This window comes from Maribacter sp. PR1 (genome assembly GCF_028464145.1).
Lineage (GTDB): Bacteria > Bacteroidota > Bacteroidia > Flavobacteriales > Flavobacteriaceae > Maribacter.
The window spans coordinates 308,801-330,391 of record NZ_JAQPCG010000005.1 but is presented as its reverse complement, the minus strand read 5'-3'; the positions used below and the strand labels follow the sequence as shown (position 1 = coordinate 330,391).

Here is a 21,591-nt window from a genome sequence, read left to right as displayed (position 1 = left end):
TTTTATGCCATTGCTTCAGCGGTAGCAAATTCCAAAGTTACTATACCATCAATATCTATTTCTTTTAGGATAACCTTATGCAAGGTATTCACCAAAGCCGGGTTCCAAGGTGTTTTAACCTTAACATAGTTTTCTGTAAATCCATGGATATAGCCACGCTTATTTTCTCCCTCGAACAGTACTTCCAATTCGGCTCCCAATTGACTTTCGTAAAAAGCCCTTCTTTTTTTAACCGAAAGCGCCCTTAGCATTTTACTTCTTTTGTTTCTAACCTTTTTCGGTACTACTGAGCCCATAGAAGCGGCTTCTGTATTATCCCTTTCCGAATAAGTGAAGACATGTAAATAAGAAATATCCAATTCGTTTAAGAAATGATAGGTATTCAAAAAATGCTCATCGGTTTCTCCAGGGAATCCCACAATAACATCAACACCAATACAACAATTAGGAATCACCTCCTTAATTTTTTGTACGCGATCCGTGTACAAATTTGTTAGATATCTCCTTTTCATCAACTTCAACAATTCGTCACTCCCACTTTGCAGAGGAATGTGAAAATGGGGTACAAAACTGTTACTTTGGGCAATAAAATCAATGGTTTCGTTCTTCAGAAGATTGGGCTCAATGGATGAGATTCTTAGTCTATGAATACCATCGACCTTATCCAAGGCCTTAACCAAATCCAGAAAGGTATGTTCGTGTTTTTTATTCCCGAATTCCCCTTTACCATAATCCCCAATGTTTACGCCGGTAAGTACTATTTCCTTAATATCCTGATCAGCGATTTCTTGGGCATTTGTTAATACATTTTGCAATGAATCACTTCTTGATATTCCTCGTGCCAGTGGAATGGTGCAATAGGTACATTTATAGTCACATCCATCCTGAACCTTTAAAAATGCCCTGGTCCTATCCCCTATAGCATAGCTACTGACATAAAAATCGGCCTCTTGGATTTCACAGGAATGAACCTCACCCATATCATTTTTGGATAAGTCATTCACGTAATCCCCAATATTGAATTTTTCAGTTGCGCCCAATACCAAGTCTACCCCATCGACCGAAATTAATTCCTCAGGTTTTAGCTGCGCATAGCAGCCTACAGCGGCGATATATGCTTTGGCATTACCTTTTTGTGCCTGCTTAACAATGGTCTTGAACTTTTTGTCAGCATTTTCGGTAACGGAACAGGTATTTATAACATACATATCCGCCTTCTGATCAAAATCGACCCGTTCATACCCCTCATTTACCAAACTTCGGGCAATGGTAGAAGTTTCGGAAAAATTAAGCTTACAGCCTAGGGTATAAAATGCAACTTTCTTCTTCATAATCAAGAAAATAATTTACCAAAAATCAAAAATTAGTAATTACGCCATTTCTTAGTAATTTCAAACACATGGTTCAAAATGTCGGCATCAGCATCCGTAAATTCAACGCCACGCCTCGCCATCATGACCTTAGCGGCTTCAAAGGCTTTTTTGGGTAAATAAGCCGAAAAACCCGATGCACCGCCCCAGCTAAAACTGGGAACAAAATTTCTAGGGAAACCCGGTACATATATATTGGAATTCACCCCGATTACAGTACCCGTATTGAACATGGTGTTGATAGCAGTTTTACTATGGTCTCCCATCATTAACCCACAAAATTGTAATCCTGTTTGTTCAAATTTTTCCGTGGCGTAATTCCATAGACGAACTTTTGCGTAATTGTTCTTAAGATTAGAATTATTGGAATCCGCCCCAATATTGCACCACTCCCCCAGCACAGCGTTTCCTAGATATCCTTCATGGCCTTTACTGGAATAACCAAAAATTACGGCATTACTTACCTCTCCGCATACTTTGGAATGGGGGCCGATTGTTGTAGCTCCGTAAAGCTTACCTCCCATTTTTACAATGGCATGATTACAAAGTGCCAATCCTCCACGAATAAGGCTTCCTTCCCAAATTTCTGCATTCTTGCCTACATATATGGGTCCGTCCGTAGCATTTAAGATACTATATTCCACTTTAGCTCCTTCTTCCAAAAAGATGCGCTCTGGACCTATTAGACTGTTTGTTTTGGAAATGGGTTGACTCTCTCTTCCTTTTGTCAAAAAATCAAAGTCTTCCTGAAGCGCCCTCTCATTCTTTGAGAAAATATCCCAAGTATTATTGATTTGAAAAAGTTCTTTTTCAAAAGTAACCGTTTGATATTGGTCCCAAGTATCGGTTTTGTTACCTTGGTTACCCCTATATGCAATAACTGTTTCTCCTTTTTGAAGTACCTGAAAGTCTTTGAGTGTATTAATTTTTTCTATAAGAAAGGCATCCGGAAGAATACTACCATTAATGAACACATTATGCTTTTTCAGTTCCAAGGGAAATTTTACACTGAGATAGTCTTGTGTAAGGTAGCTAACAGAAGATTCCAAATACGCTTCCCATTTCTCTTTTATCGTCATTATCCCAATTCTGACCTCCGCTACCGGACGTGTAAAGGTAAATGGCAAAAGGTGCTCCCTAACAGGACCATCAAAAAGAATATAGTTCATGGAAATATTTTTCACAAAATTAAACAATAGGGGAAGATTACAAATGGTGTTACTGCCTAAATGCTTAAATACTAGACATTACCTAAAAAGAAACGCCCCCAAATGTGGAGGCGTCTGCTTTATTGTAGAATAAAGATTCCTTATTCCTCTTCTTTTTTCTCTGGCTTGGAGAATTTCTTGTATTTGTTCTTAAACTTGTCGATACGACCTGCTGTATCCAAAAATTTAGCCTTACCAGTATAGAATGGATGTGAAGTTCTTGAAATCTCCAATTTTACCAATGGATATTCAACACCTTCAACCTCCACAGTTTCTTTTGTATCTGCCGTAGATTTGGTAATAAAAATTTCTTCATTGGACATATCCTTGAAGGCTACCAATCTATAATTTTCTGGATGTATTCCTTTTTTCATGATAAAAACTTTAACGCACCCATTCCGACGGGCACTCATTTTAAGGCTGCAAATTTAGTCATTTTATTAAAATGAGCAATATATTGTAGATAAAATGTCTTAAATTAATTTAGAAATTTTTGTAACAAATTAACTTACAAGTGTACTAATTGAATAATCAACTTTAAAAACTATTTAAAATGGAAGAAAATAAACCAAAAACTGGAAAGTTTGCCTTGACTTATGGACTTATACTTGGTGGCGTAGGAATAATTTTTGCATTTATGCTTTATACCGCAGATATGCACTATCAAGGCGGTCTTGCCGTAGGTTTAATTAGTATTGTCCTATCAATAGCAGGAATTGTATTGGCCATGATTCAATTTAGAAAGGCTAACAATGGTTTCATGACCTTTTCCCAAGCACTTAAAGTAGGTGTTGGCGTTAGCCTAATAGCTGGAATTATTGGAATAATTTTTAATCAATTGATGGCCAATGTTATTGATCCGGACATGATGAGTAAAGCCATGGAATTCCAGCGAAATCAGCTCATGGAAACTACTGCGATGACTCCGGAACAAATTGATTCACAATTGGAAATGGGAAAAAAGTTCTCAACGCCCACCATGCAAATAGTTTTCGGGCTTGTCTTTAGTCTAGTTTTAGGTTTTATTATTTCCTTAATTTCTGGACTGATTCTAAAAAAACAGGAAGATCTGAACTAATTTGTATTTTTGAAGGGAATTCCTGAAGCAACCAATGCAACTATCTATAGTTATTCCCTTATTGAACGAAGAAGAATCGCTCAAAGAACTTCATGATTGGATTGTATCCGTGATGCAATCCAATCATTTTTCATATGAAATTTTGTTTGTTGATGATGGTAGCACGGACGGTTCTTGGAACGTTATTTCCCAACTTTCCCAGGTCAATAATAATGTAAGGGGTTTAAGATTTCTTAAGAATTTTGGAAAGTCCCAAGCATTACATGCCGGATTTAAGGCTGCAAAGGGCGATGTGGTCATAACTATGGATGCGGATTTGCAGGATAACCCAGAAGAAATTCCAGAGTTGTACCGGTTGATTCACACTAAAGAGTACGACCTAATATCCGGTTGGAAGAAGAAAAGATACGACTCCCTTATTTTTAAAAATCTTCCTTCCAAACTCTTTAATTGGGCGGCAAAAAGAACGTCCGGAGTTAAATTGCATGACTTTAATTGCGGTTTAAAGGCCTACGATAAATCTGTCGTAAAAAATATAGAGGTGTCGGGTGAAATGCATCGATATATTCCTGTTCTGGCCAAAAATGCCGGTTTCACTAAAATTGGGGAAAAAGTAGTTAAACATCAGGCCAGGAAATACGGAAAGACCAAATTTGGAATGGAACGTTTTATCAATGGTTTTTTGGATTTGATTACCATTTGGTTTGTTTCAAGATTCGGAAAAAGACCAATGCACCTTTTTGGTGCTTTAGGGGTTTTAATGTTCGTTATTGGGTTTGGATTTGCGCTATACTTGGGCATCGATAAACTTTTCCTAAATCCATTTGGCAGGTTAATTACCGATAGGCCAGAATTCTATATTTCACTGGTATCCATGGTTATAGGTACCCAATTATTTTTGGCAGGTTTCATTGGAGAAATTATAACCCGATCTAAAAGAAATGAACCCCGCTACCACATTTCCGAAGAATTAAATATGAATTCGGAACAAACACAATATTCTTTGTAAATTTAGATATCAATTTTAAAGCAAATTACATGGAGAAGATCCTTGACACCGCCAAAAGCTGGCTAACCGATTTTTTTGATCCAGCTGTTAAAGAAGAAATACAGCATTTAATAGATAACGATACCGAAGAACTAAAAGACCGTTTCTATAAAAATATGGAGTTCGGTACCGGTGGCATGCGAGGTGTAATGGGTGTTGGGACTAATCGAATAAATAAATACACCCTTGGTAAAAGTACGCAAGGCCTAAGCAATTATTTAAAAAAAGCTTATTCTAATGAGGAAATAAAAGTAGTCATAGCCTATGACTGTCGCCACAACAGCGATACTTTGGCGAGGACCGTTGCAGAAGTTTTCTCTGCCAACGGAATTAGTGTTTACCTATTTTCAGAATTAAGAACTACGCCTGAATTATCATTTGCAGTAAGACACTTAAATTGTCATGCCGGAATAGTACTTACGGCATCGCATAACCCACCGGAATATAACGGATACAAAGTTTATTGGACAGATGGCGGACAGATTGTTCCACCACAGGACGGTGAAATCATCGCCGAAATAAATAGTCTTAGTTTTGAGGATATTAATTTTAAGGCCAGTGACAGTCTAATCAAGGTTATTGATAAGGAAGTAGACGAAGCGTTTTTTGAAGCATCGGTCAAAAATGGAAGTGTTAATGCAAAAGGGAAAAATGACTTTAAAATTGTCTTTACCTCACTCCATGGAACTTCGATAACTGCAATCCCGGAAGTGTTGAAAAGAGCTGGGTATGAAAACGTAACCATCATTGAGGAACAAGCCAAACCAGACGGTTCCTTCCCCACAGTTAAATCGCCAAACCCAGAAGAACCGGAAGCGCTATCTATGGCCATAAAAAAAGCGGAAGAAATTGGTGCGGACATGGTGGTTGGTACCGATCCAGATAGTGATAGATTGGGTATAGCGGTTCGCAATTTGGATGGTCGAATGCAGATTGTGAACGGGAACCAAGCCATGGTCATGATGACCAAATTTCTATTGGAAAATAGAAAGAAAGAAGGCTTTAGAGGTAATGAGTTTACTGCGACAACCATTGTTTCAACTCCCATGGTAAAAGCTATGGCGGATGCGTATGGTGTAGAATATAAGACATCCTTGACCGGATTTAAATGGATCGGTAAGATGATTAAGGATTTTCCGGAATCCGAATTTCTTGGTGGTGGGGAAGAAAGCTTTGGATATATGGTGGGTGATTTTGTCCGAGATAAAGATGCCGTAACCTCTACCCTATTGGCATGCGAAATTGCGGCCCAGGCGAAAGCGAATGGAAGCTCTTTTTATAAGGATTTGATTGATTGCTATGTAGATTATGGTTTTTACAAAGAACATCTTATCTCTATAACTAAAAAGGGAATGAGCGGTGCCGAAGAAATAAAACAAATGCTTAAGGACTTCAAGGAAAATCCAGTGGATTCCGTTGCCGGGTCCAAGGTCAAGTGGATAGAGGATTATAATACCTCTATTTCCAAAAATGTAATCACAGGAGAAGAAAAAACGATAGACATTCCAAAATCCAACGTATTGATTTATGAGACGGAGGATGGAACTAGAATCGCTGCTAGGCCAAGTGGTACGGAACCCAAGGTTAAATTTTACATCAGTACGAACACGGAATTGGACAAGGCAGCAAACTTTAAAGAAGTCTCTGCACAACTTGATGCTAAAATCCAAAGTATCATCAGTGAGCTTAATCTAGGTTAATGAATTATTTTAAAAAGATTCTCCGCTTTGCGAGACCTTATAGACTATTTGCTTATTTAAACATCCTTTCGAATATTTTTTATGCACTGTTTTCAACATTGGCAATGATTTCTTTGTTTCCAATGCTTGCAGTTCTTTTTAAACAAACAGAACCAGTTTACCAAAAACCGATTTGGAAAGGGCTTTCCCAAGCTAAAGATTACCTGATGGAATATCTTAACTACTTTGTCACAGTTAAAAGTGAAGATGCCGGTGAGGGTAATGCGTTGCTGTTAATGGTCATTTTGGTAATCACTATGTTTTTTTTAAAAAACGTTTTTGGATATCTCGCAATGTACTTCATAACCTTTTTACGAAATGGAGTCCTGAAGGATTTAAGAAATGCGCTTTATAAAAAGACTGTAGAACTTCCTATTTCATATTATTCAGAAAAGCGAAAAGGAGATACCATAGCAAGAATTACATCAGATGTATTAGAAATTCAGCATTCCTTTTTATCGATATTGGAATTAATTGTACGTGAGCCACTTACTATACTATTTACAATTCTAGCTATGGTCTCAATAAGTCCGAAACTAACCCTTTTCGTTTTTATTTTTCTGCCCCTTTCGGGTTTTTTAATCTCGTTAATTGGTAAATCCTTAAAACGAAAATCGGATAAGGTCCAAAAAGAGCAAGGTCAATTTCTTTCAATCTTAGAGGAAACTCTTGGAGGTTTGCGTGTCATAAAAGCATTTAATGCCGAATCAAGATTTACGTCCATATTTCAGGCATCTACAAAACGGTTTTATACATTTTCCAATAGTCTTTTAAATCGACAAAATTTAGCCTCCCCTACCAGTGAGTTTTTCGGAATAGCGGCGATTGGAGTCATCCTTTGGTATGGCGGACAAATGGTATTGGTAGAACAATCATTACAGCCAGAGCTCTTTATAACCTATATGGGTCTTGCGTACCAAATTCTTACTCCCGCAAAAGCAATTAGCAAAGCATCCTACGGCGTTAAAAAGGGAAATGCTGCTGCGGAGCGTGTATTAGAAATCCTGGAAACGGAAAACCCGATTTCGGAGATCGAGAATCCAATCGAGAAGACCTATTTTGAAAACAGCATTACACTTCAAAATATTTCATTTAAATACGAGAACGAATATGTCCTCAAGAATTTCAACCTTAAAGTTCCAAAGGGCTCTACCATTGCGTTGGTAGGGCAATCCGGTAGTGGAAAAAGTACCATTGCCAATTTGGTTACTCGTTTTTACGATGTAAACGAAGGTGAAATTGCTATAGATAACGTTAACATCAAGCAGTTGTCCAAAAAGTCTCTAAGGGGACTTTTGGGATTAGTAACCCAAGACTCCATCCTATTCAACGATACGGTTAAAAACAATATTGGGTTAGGAAAAGGAAATGCTTCAGAGGTAGAAATTATGGAAGCTGCTAAAATTGCCAATGCCCACGACTTTATCATGCAGCTGCCCAAGGGATATGAAACAAACATTGGTGATAGCGGTAACAAACTTAGCGGTGGACAAAAACAACGTCTTTCTATCGCAAGAGCCGTTTTAAAGAATCCTCCAATCATGATTTTGGATGAGGCTACCTCAGCCTTGGACACGGAGAGCGAACGATTGGTACAGGATGCGCTGGAAAAAATGATGAAAAACAGAACTTCTATCGTAATTGCCCATCGACTTTCCACCATCCAAAATGCCAACAATATTGTTGTTCTGAACAAAGGTGAAATCGTTGAACAGGGAACCCATGAAGAGCTTTTGAGCAAAAAAGGGGCTTACAAGAAACTTGTAGATATGCAATCCCTTGCGTAGAATGGAAGCTACCTAGTCAAGTCTCTTATATTAAAAACTCTATTTACTAGGCTTTACCTAGCCATCATATTAAACCTTTTTGTACTTTAAGAGTCTAAGTAATTAGAGACAATTAGGTAGTTTAAAATTGGAACTCTAAAAGAAAAAATCATTTTTTTAGCATCGCGCATAGCCCCTTTTAATTTAGAAAATCGGCTAAATAAAAATTGTAGGTTGGTTGAAGAGGAAACCTTAGTTAAGGAGTTAAAGTCAAAGGAAACACAGTCGAATGCCTTTGAAGTTCTGGTGACCAATTACAAGGAACGCCTGTACTGGCACATACGCAGAATTGTATTAAACCACGATGATGCGGACGACGTTTTGCAAAACACCTTTATAAAAGTTTACAGGAACATAGATGGGTTTAAAGGGGACAGCAAATTATTCTCTTGGATGTATAGAATTGCAACCAATGAAGCCCTAAGCTTTCTGAAACAAAAGAGTAAAAAACTAGGACTTACAGATGGTGAATATAAGGACCATGTTATTGAAAACTTGCAGGCCGATGTATATTTCGAGGGTGATGAAATACAATTGAAATTACAAAAAGCCATTGCTACTTTACCCGAAAAACAAAAATTGGTTTTCAATATGAAGTACTTTGAAGAATTAAAGTATGAGGAAATTTCAGATATATTGGATACTTCGGTGGGAGGATTAAAAGCATCCTATCATTTAGCGGTTAAGAAAATAGAGAGTTTCCTAAAAGAAGATTAAACCTTTTAGTTAATTGGTAGTCATATAAATAAGATGAAAAACAAGCATACAAATAAGAACCCTTTTAAGACTCCGAAAGGATATTTTGATAGTTTTGAGGATAACATAAAGGACAAAATTCTTAAGGAAACCGCTGCTATCCCAAAGGGAGCTGGTTTTGGTGTTCCTGTATCTTACTTTGATGAGTTTCAAACAAAATTAAGTGCTAAAATTAGGGAGAAAGAAAATACTACTAAAGTCATTCCGTTAAACCCTTATAGCAAAATTATGGCCATAGCCGCTTCAGTTGCCGCTATTGCTTTCCTTGTACTTAGCATTGATTGGAATGGCAACGAAACCCTAAGTTTTACCGACCTGGCAAATTCTGACATTGAGGCCTATTTTGAGGATAATGAACTGGATTTGTCTACCGATGAAATTGCAAAGGTATTGCCCATGGATGGGTATGAATTAAATGATTTTGTAGAACCTCAATTGAACGAGGAAAACCTATTGGATTACCTCAATGAAAATGTAGAAGATTTTGAAGAATTAAACTTAGAAAATAATGAATAGACTACTATTAGCTACGTTGATGTTGTTTACGGCTATGTCTTTTGCTCAAGATAGGTCTAGAGAAAAAATCAAGTCTCTTAAAGTGGCTTATTTAACGGAGCAGTTAGATTTAACAAGTAAGGAAGCTCAGGATTTTTGGCCCGTCTACAATGAATATGAAAAAAAACGACATGAGTTAAGACATAAGCAATGGGTTGAAATCAAAAGCAAACTAAAGGATGTAAGTGGCCTCAACGAGCAAGGGGCACAAAACCTATTAGATAGTTATATTAAAATAGAAGAGCAAGAAGAAGAGTTGGATAAAGACTATCTTAATGAAATAAGTAAGGTTATATCTGCAAAAAAAACGTTGATTTTAATGCGGTCGGAAGAAGATTTCAAGCGTCAATTAATTAAGCAGTATCGCCATAATAAAGGTGGTCGTTAAAACCAATGGTTTTAAATCATAATTTTTAAAAAAGGGGGCAATTTTGCTCCTTTTTACGTTATCAACCTATTATAGAGTTCAAAAAATTAAAGCTGAAGGATACCTTAAGCTAGTATCAGACCTAACAAAAACAGTAATTACTTGAAAGTTAGTTTCGCGATTCTGTTTTTGCCCGCGGCATATGCTATAGTATCTGACAAAAAACGTATGGTATAAAATCCTTCCTCGCTTAATGATGTCCAGTTAGCCCCTCCATCGCCAGAATAAGAAATACCGTTAAACCCTACGGCTACGATACTTTTTCCGGAAGCCCCTGGGACAAATTGAAGACAGCTCTTATAGCTGGGTGGTTGCCCATCAGCGATAAGATCCCATGTATTTCCACCATCGACTGTCTTCATTTTATTACCATTATTAATCCCTGGTTTGGTATAGTCTCCACCAATCGCCACCCCCACTTTTTCATCATAAAAGTCAATGGAATAAATACCTTGCGTGGGTACATCATTCTCCATAGGCGTATTCATAATCTCCCAAGTTATGCCCTTATCCGTAGTATGATAAATTCTGCCTGCGGTAGTGGCCAACCAAGCCTGGTTTCCCTGTATTTCAATATTAGTATTACTAGCTGCAAAGGCCCCTTCTCCTTTTATTCCGGGTGGTAATACAGCACACGATAGCTTTTCCCAAGTTTGTCCGCCGTCCCTTGTAATAATAACGCTCAAACATCCATCCACAGTGTCTCCCACCGCCAAGCCTTCCTTATCATTCCAAAACTTCATGGAATCATAAAACACGGACTCCCCTTCCTCACTATAGACTACTTCCATTTTGCCGTTACCGCCGGTTTTATATAGTAAAGCCGGACTAGCCACTGATAACATAAAAAAATCAGTAGAAGTATGTGCTATAGCCCTAAAAGAGGGTATTAAACTATCGTATGTCATAACATTACTTCTTACCTTTGCACTAGATATATCTATGGTCCCATACATTCCTCCACTTCCTGCAAAAGCAAGGGTGTTTTGATCAAGAAATTCTATGGCCCTAAAACTGACTGAATCGGAAAACACTGTTTCAACTTCAACATCAGAATACACTTGGGTCTCAACTGAATCAACGCATGAAACGAGGACGAAGAAAAATAGGGCGAATGGGATTAATAAGCGCATAGGTACAAAGTTTCTCAAAAATAAATGGAATCCACTCTAAAACAATACCTTTGCACCCTTAATTTTTTACAATGAAGTTGCATAGAAACTTGGTGTTTGCGGTAATCGATGCGTTAAATTTAATTTTTAACGAAGGAGAGTACGCGGATAAGGTGGTTCAAAAAGTCTTGAAGTTCGATAAAAGATGGGGAGCGAGAGATCGAGGATTTATTGCTGAAACTACCTATGAAATGGTCCGTTATAAAAGGTTATATGCAGAAATTGCAGACGTTAAGGCTCCTTTTTCTCGACCTGATTTATTCCGTATGTGGGCGGTATGGGCTGTATTGAGCGGAATTAAATTACCTGATTGGAAACAAATAGAACCAACCCCTGAAAGACGAATCAAAGGGAGGTTTGATGAACTGACTAAAATCAGGAAATACAGGGAAGCTATTCCCGATTGGATCGATGAGTTATGCGAAAAGGCCCTAGGTGAAAAATTATGGACCGCCGAATTAGCAAAGCTCAACGAACCGGCCGAAGTAATTCTTAGAACCAATACGTTAAAAACCACAAAGGAAAAGCTTAGAAAAGCCCTTTTGGACGAAGGTATTGTAACCGAACCGATAAAAGGGTATCCTCTAGCCTTGAGATTGCCGGAAAGAGCCAATGTATTTGTAACCCAAAGCTTTAAGAATGGATTTTTTGAAGTACAGGATGCGTCATCTCAATTGGTAGCGGAATTATTGGATGTGCAACCTGGACATCGCGTTGTAGATACATGTGCCGGTGCAGGAGGAAAGTCGTTGCACTTGGCTGCCCTAATGGAAAACAAGGGTCAACTCATAGCCATGGACATTTACGGAAGCAAATTAAAGGAACTCAAAAGGCGTGCTAGAAGAAATGGGGCGCACAATATAGAACCTAGGGAAATTACTTCCACAAAGGTGTTTAAAAAACTATATGACAGTGCAGATAGAGTACTGATAGACGCTCCTTGTACGGGCCTGGGTGTAATACGAAGAAACCCGGATACCAAATGGAAATTGCAGCCAGAGTTCTTGGATAAAATCACCAACACGCAACAAGAGATTCTAAAGAGTTATAGTAAAATAGTAAAACCGGGTGGCAAAATGGTTTATGCTACCTGTTCCATATTACCGCAGGAAAACAGCAATCAGGTCAATACGTTTTTAGGTTCTGAGGAAGGCAGTAAATTTTCGCTTACTAAAGAGAAGAAAATATATGCCTCAAAAAGTGGTTTCGATGGTTTTTACATGGCCTTACTTCAAAAAGAGGTCTAAACCTTTATCCAAATAGTGGCAATTGTTGGTTTTCCGGTTTTTTGATGTTATGCTGTCCGTTATTTTTCTGGCCCCATTTTTTCATGGCCTGCACTACCGGCATCAATGACTTTCCCTTAGTTGTAAGGGAATATTCTACCCTAGGTGGTATTTCGGAAAAGACTTTTCGTTCCAATATATCAGACTTTTCCAATTCCTTCAACTGCTTACTTAGCATTTGTTTATTGATTCCATCCATATTTTTCAACAGTACCGAAAAACGGTTATTCCCCTTGGAAACCCTATCTAAAATAATAGGCTTCCATTTCCCCCCAATAGCGTCCATACAAATTGTAACCGGGCATTTACTCGACATCGTGTTCAATTCAATAAAAATTATCCAATAGATTATTAAGTCTACGTGTAAGACCTTTATCAAATATAAAACATCAGTCTAAAAAATAGACTGATGTTTTTAGAAAGATTTTATTTTGTTCGAAAATCTACTCCTTTACCGTAGGATACTCTACGCCCAACTGCTCTAAATAACTGTCGTATTTAGTTTCATCATAATAGAATTTTTCCAGTTCTTTACGGAATTGACCTTGCTTCTCCGTATTCAAATAAATAGGAGGCATATCATCTTCGGCAATCATGGGTTTATAGGTGGTTTCCTTTTGTTGAACATTCTTAAAATAGTCCCAAGCACCTTCCAAGAGCTCCGGTTTCAAAAGAAAGTCCAGAATGGTCATTGCCTCCGCTTTCGCTCCGGCAACCACTCCTTTATGTGCAATTGGTGTTGCCATGGCGATAGCATTACTCCAATGATGTCCCTGTAAGCCGGGAATATTTGAAGGAAACCTCATTGTTACCGTTGGAACTTTCCAAGAGATATCCCCAATATCATCGGAACCGCCACTGATAGGTTCCTCTACAGGCAATCCTAAGGGCGACAATTCGGTGGGCAATCCCTCAATTTTTTCGGACGCTACTTCTTTCTGTACTGCCTTTGCCAAGGTTTGGTCAGCTTCCGACCATTCTGGCAAACCTACCTCTTTAATGTTATCATACATGGTTTCAGCAATAACTTTGTTATAGTGCCTGGGCCATGCAGTTCCCAAAACTTTGGAAGTCATCGTGGTTCCGGTCATCAAGGCTGCTCCTTTGGCCATATCATTCGCCAAGGCATACATTTCCATGATACCCTCGTACTTAATATCCCTAAAGTAAAACCAAATAGCCGCTTTGGAAGGTACCACATTAGGTTGATCGCCAGCATCCGTAAATATGGAATGTGATCGTTTTAAAGGATGTAAATGTTCTCGTTTATAATTCCAGGCAATATTCATTAGCTCGGCTGCATCCAAGGCACTTCTCCCTCTCCATGGAGAACCGGCCGAATGAGCAGCCTCCCCCTCAAAAGCGTATTCTACAGAGATTAACCCTGTTCCTCTTGTAGGTCCATAAGAAACACTTAGATTGTTGCTCACATGGGTGAAAATACACATATCAATATCATCAAAAAGACCATCTCTTACATACCAAGCCTTGGCAGCTACCAATTCCTCCGCAATACCTGGCCAAAGAATTAAGGTGCCCCCAATATTTTCCTTCTCCATAATTTCCTTAACCGCCAATGCGGACATAATATTCAACGGATTTCCAGAATTGTGACCTTCACCATGACCTGGAGCTCCATCAACAATGGGTTTATGATAGGCTACCCCTGGATATTGGGATGCTTTGGGAATACAATCCACATCACTGCCCAAAGCAATGACAGGTCCTTCACCATTACTCCATTTGGCAAACCATGCAGTAGGAATGCCAGAGATTGAATGTTCTATTTCAAATCCGTTATCTTCCAGCATATCGGTTAGATATTTCGAAGTCTCTACTTCTTGAAAACCAAGTTCTGCAAAACTGAAAACCTTATCGACCATCACCTGAGCATTTTTCTTATTGTTCTCGATAATGGTAGTTGCTTCCGATTTAAATTTTTCAATTTGTCGTTTGGAGTATTTCTTTTGGGCGAAGGACATCATTGTACCACAAAGGCAAATGACGACCAATACTTTTTTCTTAGTCATTTTAGGTTGATTTTTGAATTAGCTTCAAAAAGATAGTGAAATATTGTCTTGGAAAGGAAGTGGATCAATAATATTTACCAGATTCTAAATTTTAGACCGTTATTTTAATATTCTTGAATATTTTGATTTGAAATTCATGATAAATACTACGATAAAAATTGGTTTCATATGCTTAATTACATTGTTTTCTTCCTGTTATTTTTTTAGAGAAAATGGAGTTGATTTTAAAATTGTGAATTAATCAAATGCTGAGATTTCAAATATAATTCTTAGAACCTCGGAAAATGTTGATAGCACAGTGGTTACAAGTATTCAACCGCAGGATACAAAGTCGGGATTTCTCCGAATGGCAAATACTAAAAGTGACGGTAGCTATTTCTTAGAATTCACCAATAGCAAAGGGGAAAAAGTCTTTACTGGTGGTGGATATTATACGAATGGTGGATCTCTTGATAGTTGGATTCGTTTTGAAATTAGAGAAGACACGACTTTAGTTGATCTTGGTCAATATCCTTAAAATATGACGGTATATATGAACAATTTTCGTTGAAAACTGTTGACTGGTGAAAGGAAAAATTCAAAGTGAAAATCGTAATTTTGCATTTTCCATTTTTGCAAAAGAAACAAGCTGATATGATTCACTTCTTTGGAAATACGGCAACAAAGATTTTTGCCGTCCAAACCACTCAGGAAATTACTCCGGAAAATGAACAAAAATTAACCTGGCTATTCGGAAACGAACCTAAAATAAATGCGGCGTCACTGGACGCCTTTTTTGTTGGTCCCCGTGCCGCTATGATTACTCCGTGGAGTACAAATGCTGTGGAAATAACCCAAAATATGGGGATAGAGGACATTTTGAGAATAGAGGAGTTCAACGCCGTAACCGAAGAATTCAAAGATTTTGACCCTATGCTATCCCAAAAATATAATGGGATGGGCCAATCGATTTTTGACATCCATATTTTACCAGAACCCATACTTGAAATCGGGGATATTGCGGGATATAACCAAAAGGAAGGTTTAGCGCTTAGTGATGAGGAAGTAGCATATCTGGAGGAGTTATCAAATAAAATGGGAAGAAAACTAACAGATTCCGAAGTATTCGGTTTCAGTCAAGTTAATTCTGAGCATTGCAGGCATAAGATTTTCAATGGAACTTTCATAATTGATGGTCAAGAAATGCCAACAAGCCTGTTTAAACTCATCAAAAAAACATCAGAAAAGAACCCCAATAATATTGTATCGGCCTACAAAGACAATGTGGCATTTATAAAAGGGCCAAAGGCCGTCCAATTTGCTCCAAAAACAGCAGATAAACCTGATTTTTACGAAGAACAAGATTTTAATTCCGTGATTAGCTTAAAAGCGGAAACACACAATTTCCCAACCACGGTAGAGCCTTTCAATGGGGCGGCAACCGGTTCTGGAGGGGAAATCAGGGATCGTCTGGCAGGAGGTAAAGGTTCTTTACCATTGGCTGGAACCGCCGTTTACATGACTGCGCTTTCACGATTGGAAAAGGATAGGCCTTGGGAAAAGGGAATGGTAGAAAGGAAATGGCTTTATCAGACCCCAATGGATATTTTAATAAAGGCATCCAACGGTGCTTCTGACTTTGGAAACAAATTTGGACAGCCATTGATTGCGGGTTCTGTTTTGACCTTTGAGCATGACGAGAAAGCTTCGGTTAAGGGTGCAGAAGCAAGAAGACTTGGTTATGATAAGGTGATTATGCAAGCTGGAGGAATTGGATATGGAAAAACGGATCAGGCCCTAAAAGCAACACCGAAAGAAGGAGATAAAATTGTTATCCTTGGAGGTGACAATTACAGGATTGGAATGGGGGGAGCAGCGGTATCCAGTGCCGATACGGGTGAATTTAGTTCAGCAATTGAATTGAATGCCGTTCAACGTTCCAATCCGGAGATGCAAAAGCGTGCGGCGAACGCCATCCGCGGAATGGTTGAAAGTGAATTCAACAGTATAGTTTCCATTCATGATCATGGCGCAGGTGGACACCTTAATTGTCTATCTGAGCTAGTAGAGGATACAGGAGGTAAAATTGATTTGGATAAATTGCCTATCGGAGACCCTACGTTATCCGCAAAGGAAATCATAGGAAACGAATCCCAGGAACGTATGGGCTTGGTGATCGGTAAAGAAGATGCTGCCCTACTAAAAAGAATTGCCGACCGGGAACGATCGCCAATGTATGAAGTAGGAGATGTTACCGGGGATGACCGATTTACCTTTGAATCACAAACAACGGGTGCAAAACCCATGGATGTTAACTTGAGTGATATTTTCGGAAGTTCTCCCAAAACAATATTAACCGATAATTCAGTTGCCAGAAATTATACCGATCCTGAATATTCCTTAGAGTTTTTCCAAGACTACCTGGACCAGGTACTGCAATTGGAAGCCGTTGCCTGTAAAGACTGGTTGACGAACAAAGTGGACCGTTGTGTTGGTGGAAGGGTAGCAAAACAGCAATGTGCCGGACCATTGCAGCTACCTTTGAACAACTTAGGTGTGATGGCTTTGGATTTTAAAGGGAAGGAAGGAATTGCCACAAGTATAGGCCACTCCCCTATTTCAGGACTAATAGACCCTTCAGCTGGAAGTAAAAATAGTATTGCGGAATCCCTGACTAATATCATTTGGGCACCCCTAAAGGATGGATTAAAATCGGTTTCCCTATCGGCCAACTGGATGTGGCCCTGCAAAAATGAAGGTGAGGATGCACGCTTATACAAAGCGGTTCAAGCTGTTTCAGATTTTTCGATCGCATTGGGAATTAATGTACCTACTGGAAAGGATTCACTTTCCATGAAACAAAAATATAAAGATGGGGATGTTATTGCCCCAGGAACAGTGGTCATTTCTGCTGCCGCAAGTTGTAACGATATCACCAAAGTGGTTGAACCTGTACTTCAACAAAACGGAGGATCCATATACTACATCAATCTCTCTAGGGATGATTATAAATTAGGAGGTTCTTCCTTTGCCCAGGCAAGAAATGCAATAGGTTCGGAAGCCCCGACGATAAAAAATGATGAGTATTTCAAATCGGTTTTTGATTTAATTCAAACTTTGATCCAGAATGACCAAATACTTGCAGGCCATGATGTTGCGTCTGGCGGATTCATTACAACTTTGCTGGAAATGTGCTTTGCCGATACTAATTTGGGAGCAAATTTGGACTTGTCCAGTTTGGAAGAGCCCGATACCATAAAACTGCTGTTCTCTGAAAATGCGGGTATTGTCTTTCAACTTAGGGATAATTTGGTTGAAAAGCTTTTGGTGGATGCAAAAATTGATGTCAAAAAAATAGGAACTGTATCCAATGAACCCAAACTTACCATAAAAAATGGGGGTATGGAAATGGGATTGAACATCGAATCGCTTCGGGATACGTGGTTCAAAACTTCCTATTTATTGGATAAGAGGCAAACTGCCAACGGGTTAGCGAAGCATCGTATTGAAAACTACAAAAAACAACCGCTACAATATAAATTCCCACATTTCAACAAAATAGAAATACCCAGTCGCTTATTGCAAGAAGGAACCTCAAGACCCAAAGCTGCAATACTTAGGGAAAAAGGAAGTAATTCTGAACGTGAAATGGCAAATGCCATGTATTTGGCAGGTTTCGATGTTAAAGATGTCCATATGACGGATTTGATAACGGGCCGAGAAACTCTGGAAGATATACAATTTTTGGGTGCTGTTGGAGGATTCTCTAACTCGGATGTCCTGGGAAGTGCAAAGGGCTGGGCAGGAGCTATCAAGTACAACGAAAAAGCCAATAAGGTAATCAAGGACTTTTTTGCCAGACCGGATACCTTGTCCGTTGGTATTTGTAATGGTTGTCAGTTATTTATGGAATTGGATTTAATCAATCCAGATCATAAATCACACGGAAAAATGACCTATAACGATTCTCATAAACATGAAAGTAACTTTACCTCGGTCAATATCCAAGAAAACAACTCGGTCATGCTCTCCACCTTGGCAGGAACAACCTTAGGTGTATGGATTTCACATGGAGAAGGGAAGTTTAATTTACCGCTATCGGAAGATAATTATCATATTGTGGCCAAATATGGATATGAAGGCTATCCGGCAAATCCTAACGGTAGTGCATTCAATACAGCTATGCTTTGCGATACCTCGGGCAGACATCTAGTAACTATGCCCCACATTGAACGTTCTACGTTTCCTTGGAACTGGGCCTATTATCCAAAAGATAGAAAAGACGAAGTAACACCATGGTTGGAAGCTTTTGTTAATGCTCGAAAATGGTTGGAGCGGGAAAAATAAAGCTTTGCCAGTAACTAGTATAAAAATAGGGCTTGTGAATAACAGGCTCTTTCTTTTTTACCACATTCACAATTATTAACAAGTATTTTTGTCATCGCTTATTTAGAATACCAAGTTCTTTCATTATTTTGCAATAAAGTTAGAGAAACCAAGTATGCAAAAAGTTACCCGCCTTTTCGATTTTCCATATTATCAACTGGAAAACTATCCTTTAGAGAAAGCCTTGATTACGAAGTATGATGACAAATGGATTGCTACATCTACCCAAGAATACATCGAAAAAGCAAACGCCATTAGTCGTGGCTTGCTTAGACTTGGCGTTAAAGCAAACGACAAAATTGCCATTATTTCATTGACCAATCGAACGGAGTGGAATATTATGGATATAGGGGTACTACAATTGGGAGCGCAAACAGTCCCGATTTACCCTACGATTGCAGAAGAGGATTACGAGTATGTTTTGAATCACTCTGAAGCCAAGTATTGTTTTGTATCCTGTGATGAAGTACTTACCAAGGTAAATAGCATCAAAGACAAATTAAAGCACCTTAAAGGTGTTTACAGTTTTGATGCTCTCGATAGTTGCGAAAATTGGCAAACGATTCTGGATATGGGGGAAGACCAATCTAATCAAAAAGAAGTGGACACCTTAAAAGAAAAGGTAGGCGCTAACGATTTGGCTACCTTAATATATACTTCGGGAACAACAGGGAGACCTAAGGGGGTAATGCTATCCCATGATAATATTGTTTCCAACGTTATTGCCAGTGAAAAACGGGTTCCCTTTGAAGCCGGCGCCAGTGCTTTAAGCTTCTTACCAGTATGCCATATTTTTGAGAGGATGATTCTTTATCTCTACCAATATTGTAGCATTGAAATTCATTTTGCCGAGGGACTTGATAAAATAAGTGATAATCTTAAAGAAGTGAAGCCCAATGTAATGACGGTGGTTCCAAGGTTATTGGAAAAAGTATACGATGCTATAATAGCCAAAGGAAGTGCTCTGAGCGGGATAAAAAACAAGTTGTTCTTTTGGGCCGTTTCAATAGGTTTAAAGTTTGAACCCTACGGTGCAAATGGATGGTGGTACGAGCAGCAATTGAAATTGGCCAGAAAATTGATTTTCAGTAAATGGAAAGAGGGTCTCGGTGGTAATCTGACGACCATGGTATCTGGTAGCGCAGCATTGCAGCCTAGATTGAGTAGGGTATTTGGAGCAGCAGGTATTCCGGTCATGGAAGGGTACGGACTTACAGAAACCTCACCTGTAATCTCCGTAAATCAAGAAAAAGGAGGTGGGTGGAAAGTGGGTACCGTTGGAAGGGTAATCGATAAAGTGGAAGTGAAAATTGCAGACGACGGAGAAATACTTTGCAAAGGACCCAATGTAATGCTAGGCTATTATAAGGACGAGGAAAAAACAAATGAAGTCTTGAAGAATGGATACTTTCATACGGGAGACATTGGAGAAATAGATGCAGATGGTTTCCTCAAAATCACGGACCGTAAAAAAGAAATGTTCAAAACATCGGGTGGAAAATATGTAGCGCCACAATTATTGGAGAACCGTTTTAAACAATCCCGATTTATAGAGCAATTGATGGTTGTCGGCGAAGGTGAAAAAATGCCAGCCGCCCTAATTCAACCCGATTTTGCGTATTTACACGATTGGGCAACTAAAAATGGAATTACTATTCCCGAAAATTCCGATATTATTGTCAATCCCGTAGTCTTGGAACAATATCAGACCGAGGTTGATTTAGCCAACGAACAGTTTGCAAAATGGGAAAAGGTAAAACAATTTAGACTTACGCCAGAAGTATGGAGCGTTGAAGGAGGACATCTCACCCCTACAATGAAACTTAGAAGGAAAATTATAAAGGAAAAGTATATTGATTTGTACAATGACATCTATGGCCATTAGCCTACAGTCTATAGATGTTTTTAGATATTAAGTAAACCCCTTTTATGGGGATAGATAAATACAAAACGGAAAATCTAAAGAAATACAATAAAGTACTTTTGATTTCAAGTATTCTTTGCTTGACAATTATTGGAATTCTCTTGGGAACGGAAATACAGGCTATTAATCAGGATTAAGGCAATAGGATAATTTATATGGTGTCTATTATCTGCCCCATAGAAATTCTTACCAACATTTTCTCTTCTAGGATTCGTATTGAGTCGAAAGAAAGCGTTAAGAATCTTGACTAAATACCGAACTTAAAATTAAATTACAAATTTACAAATTTATTATGCATGCATAATAAATTTTCTTATATTTGGTAGCCAACGAATAAACTTTATGAAGGAGGTTACCATTGACTATGCCCTTCGTGCGACATGGCAAGCAGTTGCCAGAATGTACAATGAAGAAGCAAAAAACTTTGAAACAACAATGGCAATAGGTTTTACACTATTAAGCATAGACCCTAAAACAGGGACTCCATCTACTTCGTTAGGTCCAAAAATGGGTATGGAAGCAACAAGCCTTTCCCGTATATTGAAAAGTATGCAGGAAAAAGGGTTGATAGAGCGAAAACCTAATCCAGCAGATGGGCGTGGTGTTTTAATCCATCTTACTGATTTTGGACTTGAAAAAAGGAAGGACTCAAAGGATGTGGTTCTAAGGTTTAATGAAGTAGTAAAAAATCATGTCTCAGAAGAAAAGTTAAATCATTTTTTTGAGGTCACCGATATCATAAATAAGCTCATAGCAGATAAAAAGATTTATTCAAAAGACGCATAAAATAAATTATACAGCTTAAGA

At 38.5% G+C, this 21,591-nt stretch carries 19 protein-coding genes; 13 read left to right on the top strand and 6 right to left on the bottom strand.

Features of this window, described 5'->3' with window-relative positions; translation table 11 throughout:
• Positions 1-2: 2 nt before the first annotated feature.
• The 3 genes from mtaB to PP182_RS12350 form a co-directional block, all read right to left on the bottom strand.
• Positions 3-1,331, bottom strand: coding sequence for a tRNA (N(6)-L-threonylcarbamoyladenosine(37)-C(2))-methylthiotransferase MtaB (mtaB, locus tag PP182_RS12360; RefSeq protein WP_419197730.1), 1,329 nt, complete (start codon positions 1,329-1,331; stop codon positions 3-5).
• Positions 1,332-1,363: 32 nt separating this feature from the next.
• Positions 1,364-2,539: a GlmU family protein gene (locus PP182_RS12355; RefSeq protein ID WP_272651565.1), complete on the bottom strand. Its 1,176-nt coding sequence runs from the start codon at positions 2,537-2,539 to the stop codon at positions 1,364-1,366.
• A gap of 140 nt (positions 2,540-2,679) precedes the next feature.
• Positions 2,680-2,952 (bottom strand): type B 50S ribosomal protein L31, encoded by a 273-nt coding sequence (locus PP182_RS12350; protein ID WP_272651564.1) that lies wholly within the window; start codon positions 2,950-2,952, stop codon positions 2,680-2,682.
• A 179-nt stretch (positions 2,953-3,131) separates the two neighbouring features.
• Between PP182_RS12350 and PP182_RS12345 the strand changes: the two genes are divergently transcribed.
• The 7 genes from PP182_RS12345 to PP182_RS12315 all read left to right on the top strand — a co-directional run bounded on the left by PP182_RS12345 (position 3,132) and on the right by PP182_RS12315 (position 9,968).
• Complete coding sequence (locus tag PP182_RS12345; RefSeq protein ID WP_272651563.1) at positions 3,132-3,656, top strand: DUF4199 domain-containing protein; 525 nt, start codon at positions 3,132-3,134, stop codon at positions 3,654-3,656.
• A 34-nt stretch (positions 3,657-3,690) separates the two neighbouring features.
• On the top strand, positions 3,691-4,665 hold the full coding sequence (locus tag PP182_RS12340) for a glycosyltransferase family 2 protein (protein WP_272651562.1): 975 nt from the start codon (positions 3,691-3,693) through the stop codon (positions 4,663-4,665).
• 29 nt (positions 4,666-4,694) lie between these two features.
• Positions 4,695-6,404: a phospho-sugar mutase gene (locus PP182_RS12335; RefSeq protein WP_272651561.1), complete on the top strand. Its 1,710-nt coding sequence runs from the start codon at positions 4,695-4,697 to the stop codon at positions 6,402-6,404.
• Complete coding sequence (locus PP182_RS12330) at positions 6,404-8,230, top strand: ABC transporter ATP-binding protein (protein ID WP_272651560.1); 1,827 nt, start codon at positions 6,404-6,406, stop codon at positions 8,228-8,230. The genes PP182_RS12335 and PP182_RS12330 overlap by 1 nt, the downstream gene beginning before the upstream one ends.
• 213 nt (positions 8,231-8,443) lie before the next feature.
• A complete protein-coding gene (locus PP182_RS12325) occupies positions 8,444-8,986 on the top strand; it encodes an RNA polymerase sigma factor (protein WP_272651559.1) in 543 nt (180 codons plus the stop codon).
• A gap of 33 nt (positions 8,987-9,019) precedes the next feature.
• Positions 9,020-9,541, top strand: a complete 522-nt coding sequence (locus PP182_RS12320) for a hypothetical protein (protein WP_272651558.1) — start codon at positions 9,020-9,022, stop codon at positions 9,539-9,541.
• Positions 9,534-9,968: a hypothetical protein gene (locus PP182_RS12315; RefSeq protein ID WP_272651557.1), complete on the top strand. Its 435-nt coding sequence runs from the start codon at positions 9,534-9,536 to the stop codon at positions 9,966-9,968. The genes PP182_RS12320 and PP182_RS12315 overlap by 8 nt, the downstream gene beginning before the upstream one ends.
• Positions 9,969-10,105: 137 nt before the next feature.
• Here the strand turns inward: PP182_RS12315 and PP182_RS12310 are convergent, their stop codons facing one another.
• Positions 10,106-11,140 (bottom strand): WD40/YVTN/BNR-like repeat-containing protein, encoded by a 1,035-nt coding sequence (locus PP182_RS12310; RefSeq protein ID WP_272651556.1) that lies wholly within the window; start codon positions 11,138-11,140, stop codon positions 10,106-10,108.
• A gap of 71 nt (positions 11,141-11,211) precedes the next feature.
• Between PP182_RS12310 and PP182_RS12305 the strand changes: the two genes are divergently transcribed.
• Positions 11,212-12,426 carry an RsmB/NOP family class I SAM-dependent RNA methyltransferase gene (locus PP182_RS12305; protein ID WP_272651555.1) on the top strand — a complete coding sequence of 405 codons (1,215 nt, stop codon included), beginning with the start codon at positions 11,212-11,214 and terminating at the stop codon, positions 12,424-12,426.
• A 4-nt stretch (positions 12,427-12,430) separates the two neighbouring features.
• On the opposite strand, the gene PP182_RS12300 is transcribed toward PP182_RS12305, so the two are convergent.
• Positions 12,431-12,781, bottom strand: coding sequence for a winged helix-turn-helix transcriptional regulator (locus PP182_RS12300; protein ID WP_272651554.1), 351 nt, complete (start codon positions 12,779-12,781; stop codon positions 12,431-12,433).
• A gap of 127 nt (positions 12,782-12,908) precedes the next feature.
• Entirely contained in the window at positions 12,909-14,495 is a 1,587-nt protein-coding gene (locus PP182_RS12295; RefSeq protein ID WP_272651553.1) for an amidohydrolase, read from the bottom strand.
• A gap of 346 nt (positions 14,496-14,841) precedes the next feature.
• Here PP182_RS12295 and PP182_RS12290 point away from each other — a divergent pair, with 346 nt between their 5' ends.
• The 5 genes from PP182_RS12290 to PP182_RS12270 all read left to right on the top strand — a co-directional run bounded on the left by PP182_RS12290 (position 14,842) and on the right by PP182_RS12270 (position 21,570).
• Positions 14,842-15,012 (top strand): hypothetical protein, encoded by a 171-nt coding sequence (locus PP182_RS12290; protein ID WP_272651552.1) that lies wholly within the window; start codon positions 14,842-14,844, stop codon positions 15,010-15,012.
• A 116-nt stretch (positions 15,013-15,128) separates the two neighbouring features.
• On the top strand, positions 15,129-18,821 hold the full coding sequence (gene purL / locus PP182_RS12285; protein WP_272651551.1) for a phosphoribosylformylglycinamidine synthase: 3,693 nt from the start codon (positions 15,129-15,131) through the stop codon (positions 18,819-18,821).
• Between the two features lie 154 nt (positions 18,822-18,975).
• On the top strand, positions 18,976-20,745 hold the full coding sequence (locus tag PP182_RS12280; protein ID WP_272651550.1) for an AMP-dependent synthetase/ligase: 1,770 nt from the start codon (positions 18,976-18,978) through the stop codon (positions 20,743-20,745).
• Positions 20,746-20,789: 44 nt separating this feature from the next.
• On the top strand, positions 20,790-20,921 hold the full coding sequence (locus PP182_RS12275; RefSeq protein WP_272651549.1) for a hypothetical protein: 132 nt from the start codon (positions 20,790-20,792) through the stop codon (positions 20,919-20,921).
• A gap of 205 nt (positions 20,922-21,126) precedes the next feature.
• The gene (locus tag PP182_RS12270) at positions 21,127-21,570 is read left to right on the top strand and encodes a MarR family winged helix-turn-helix transcriptional regulator (RefSeq protein ID WP_272651548.1); all 444 of its coding nucleotides are present in this window, start codon (positions 21,127-21,129) and stop codon (positions 21,568-21,570) included.
• The last annotated feature ends 21 nt before the right edge of the window (positions 21,571-21,591 follow it).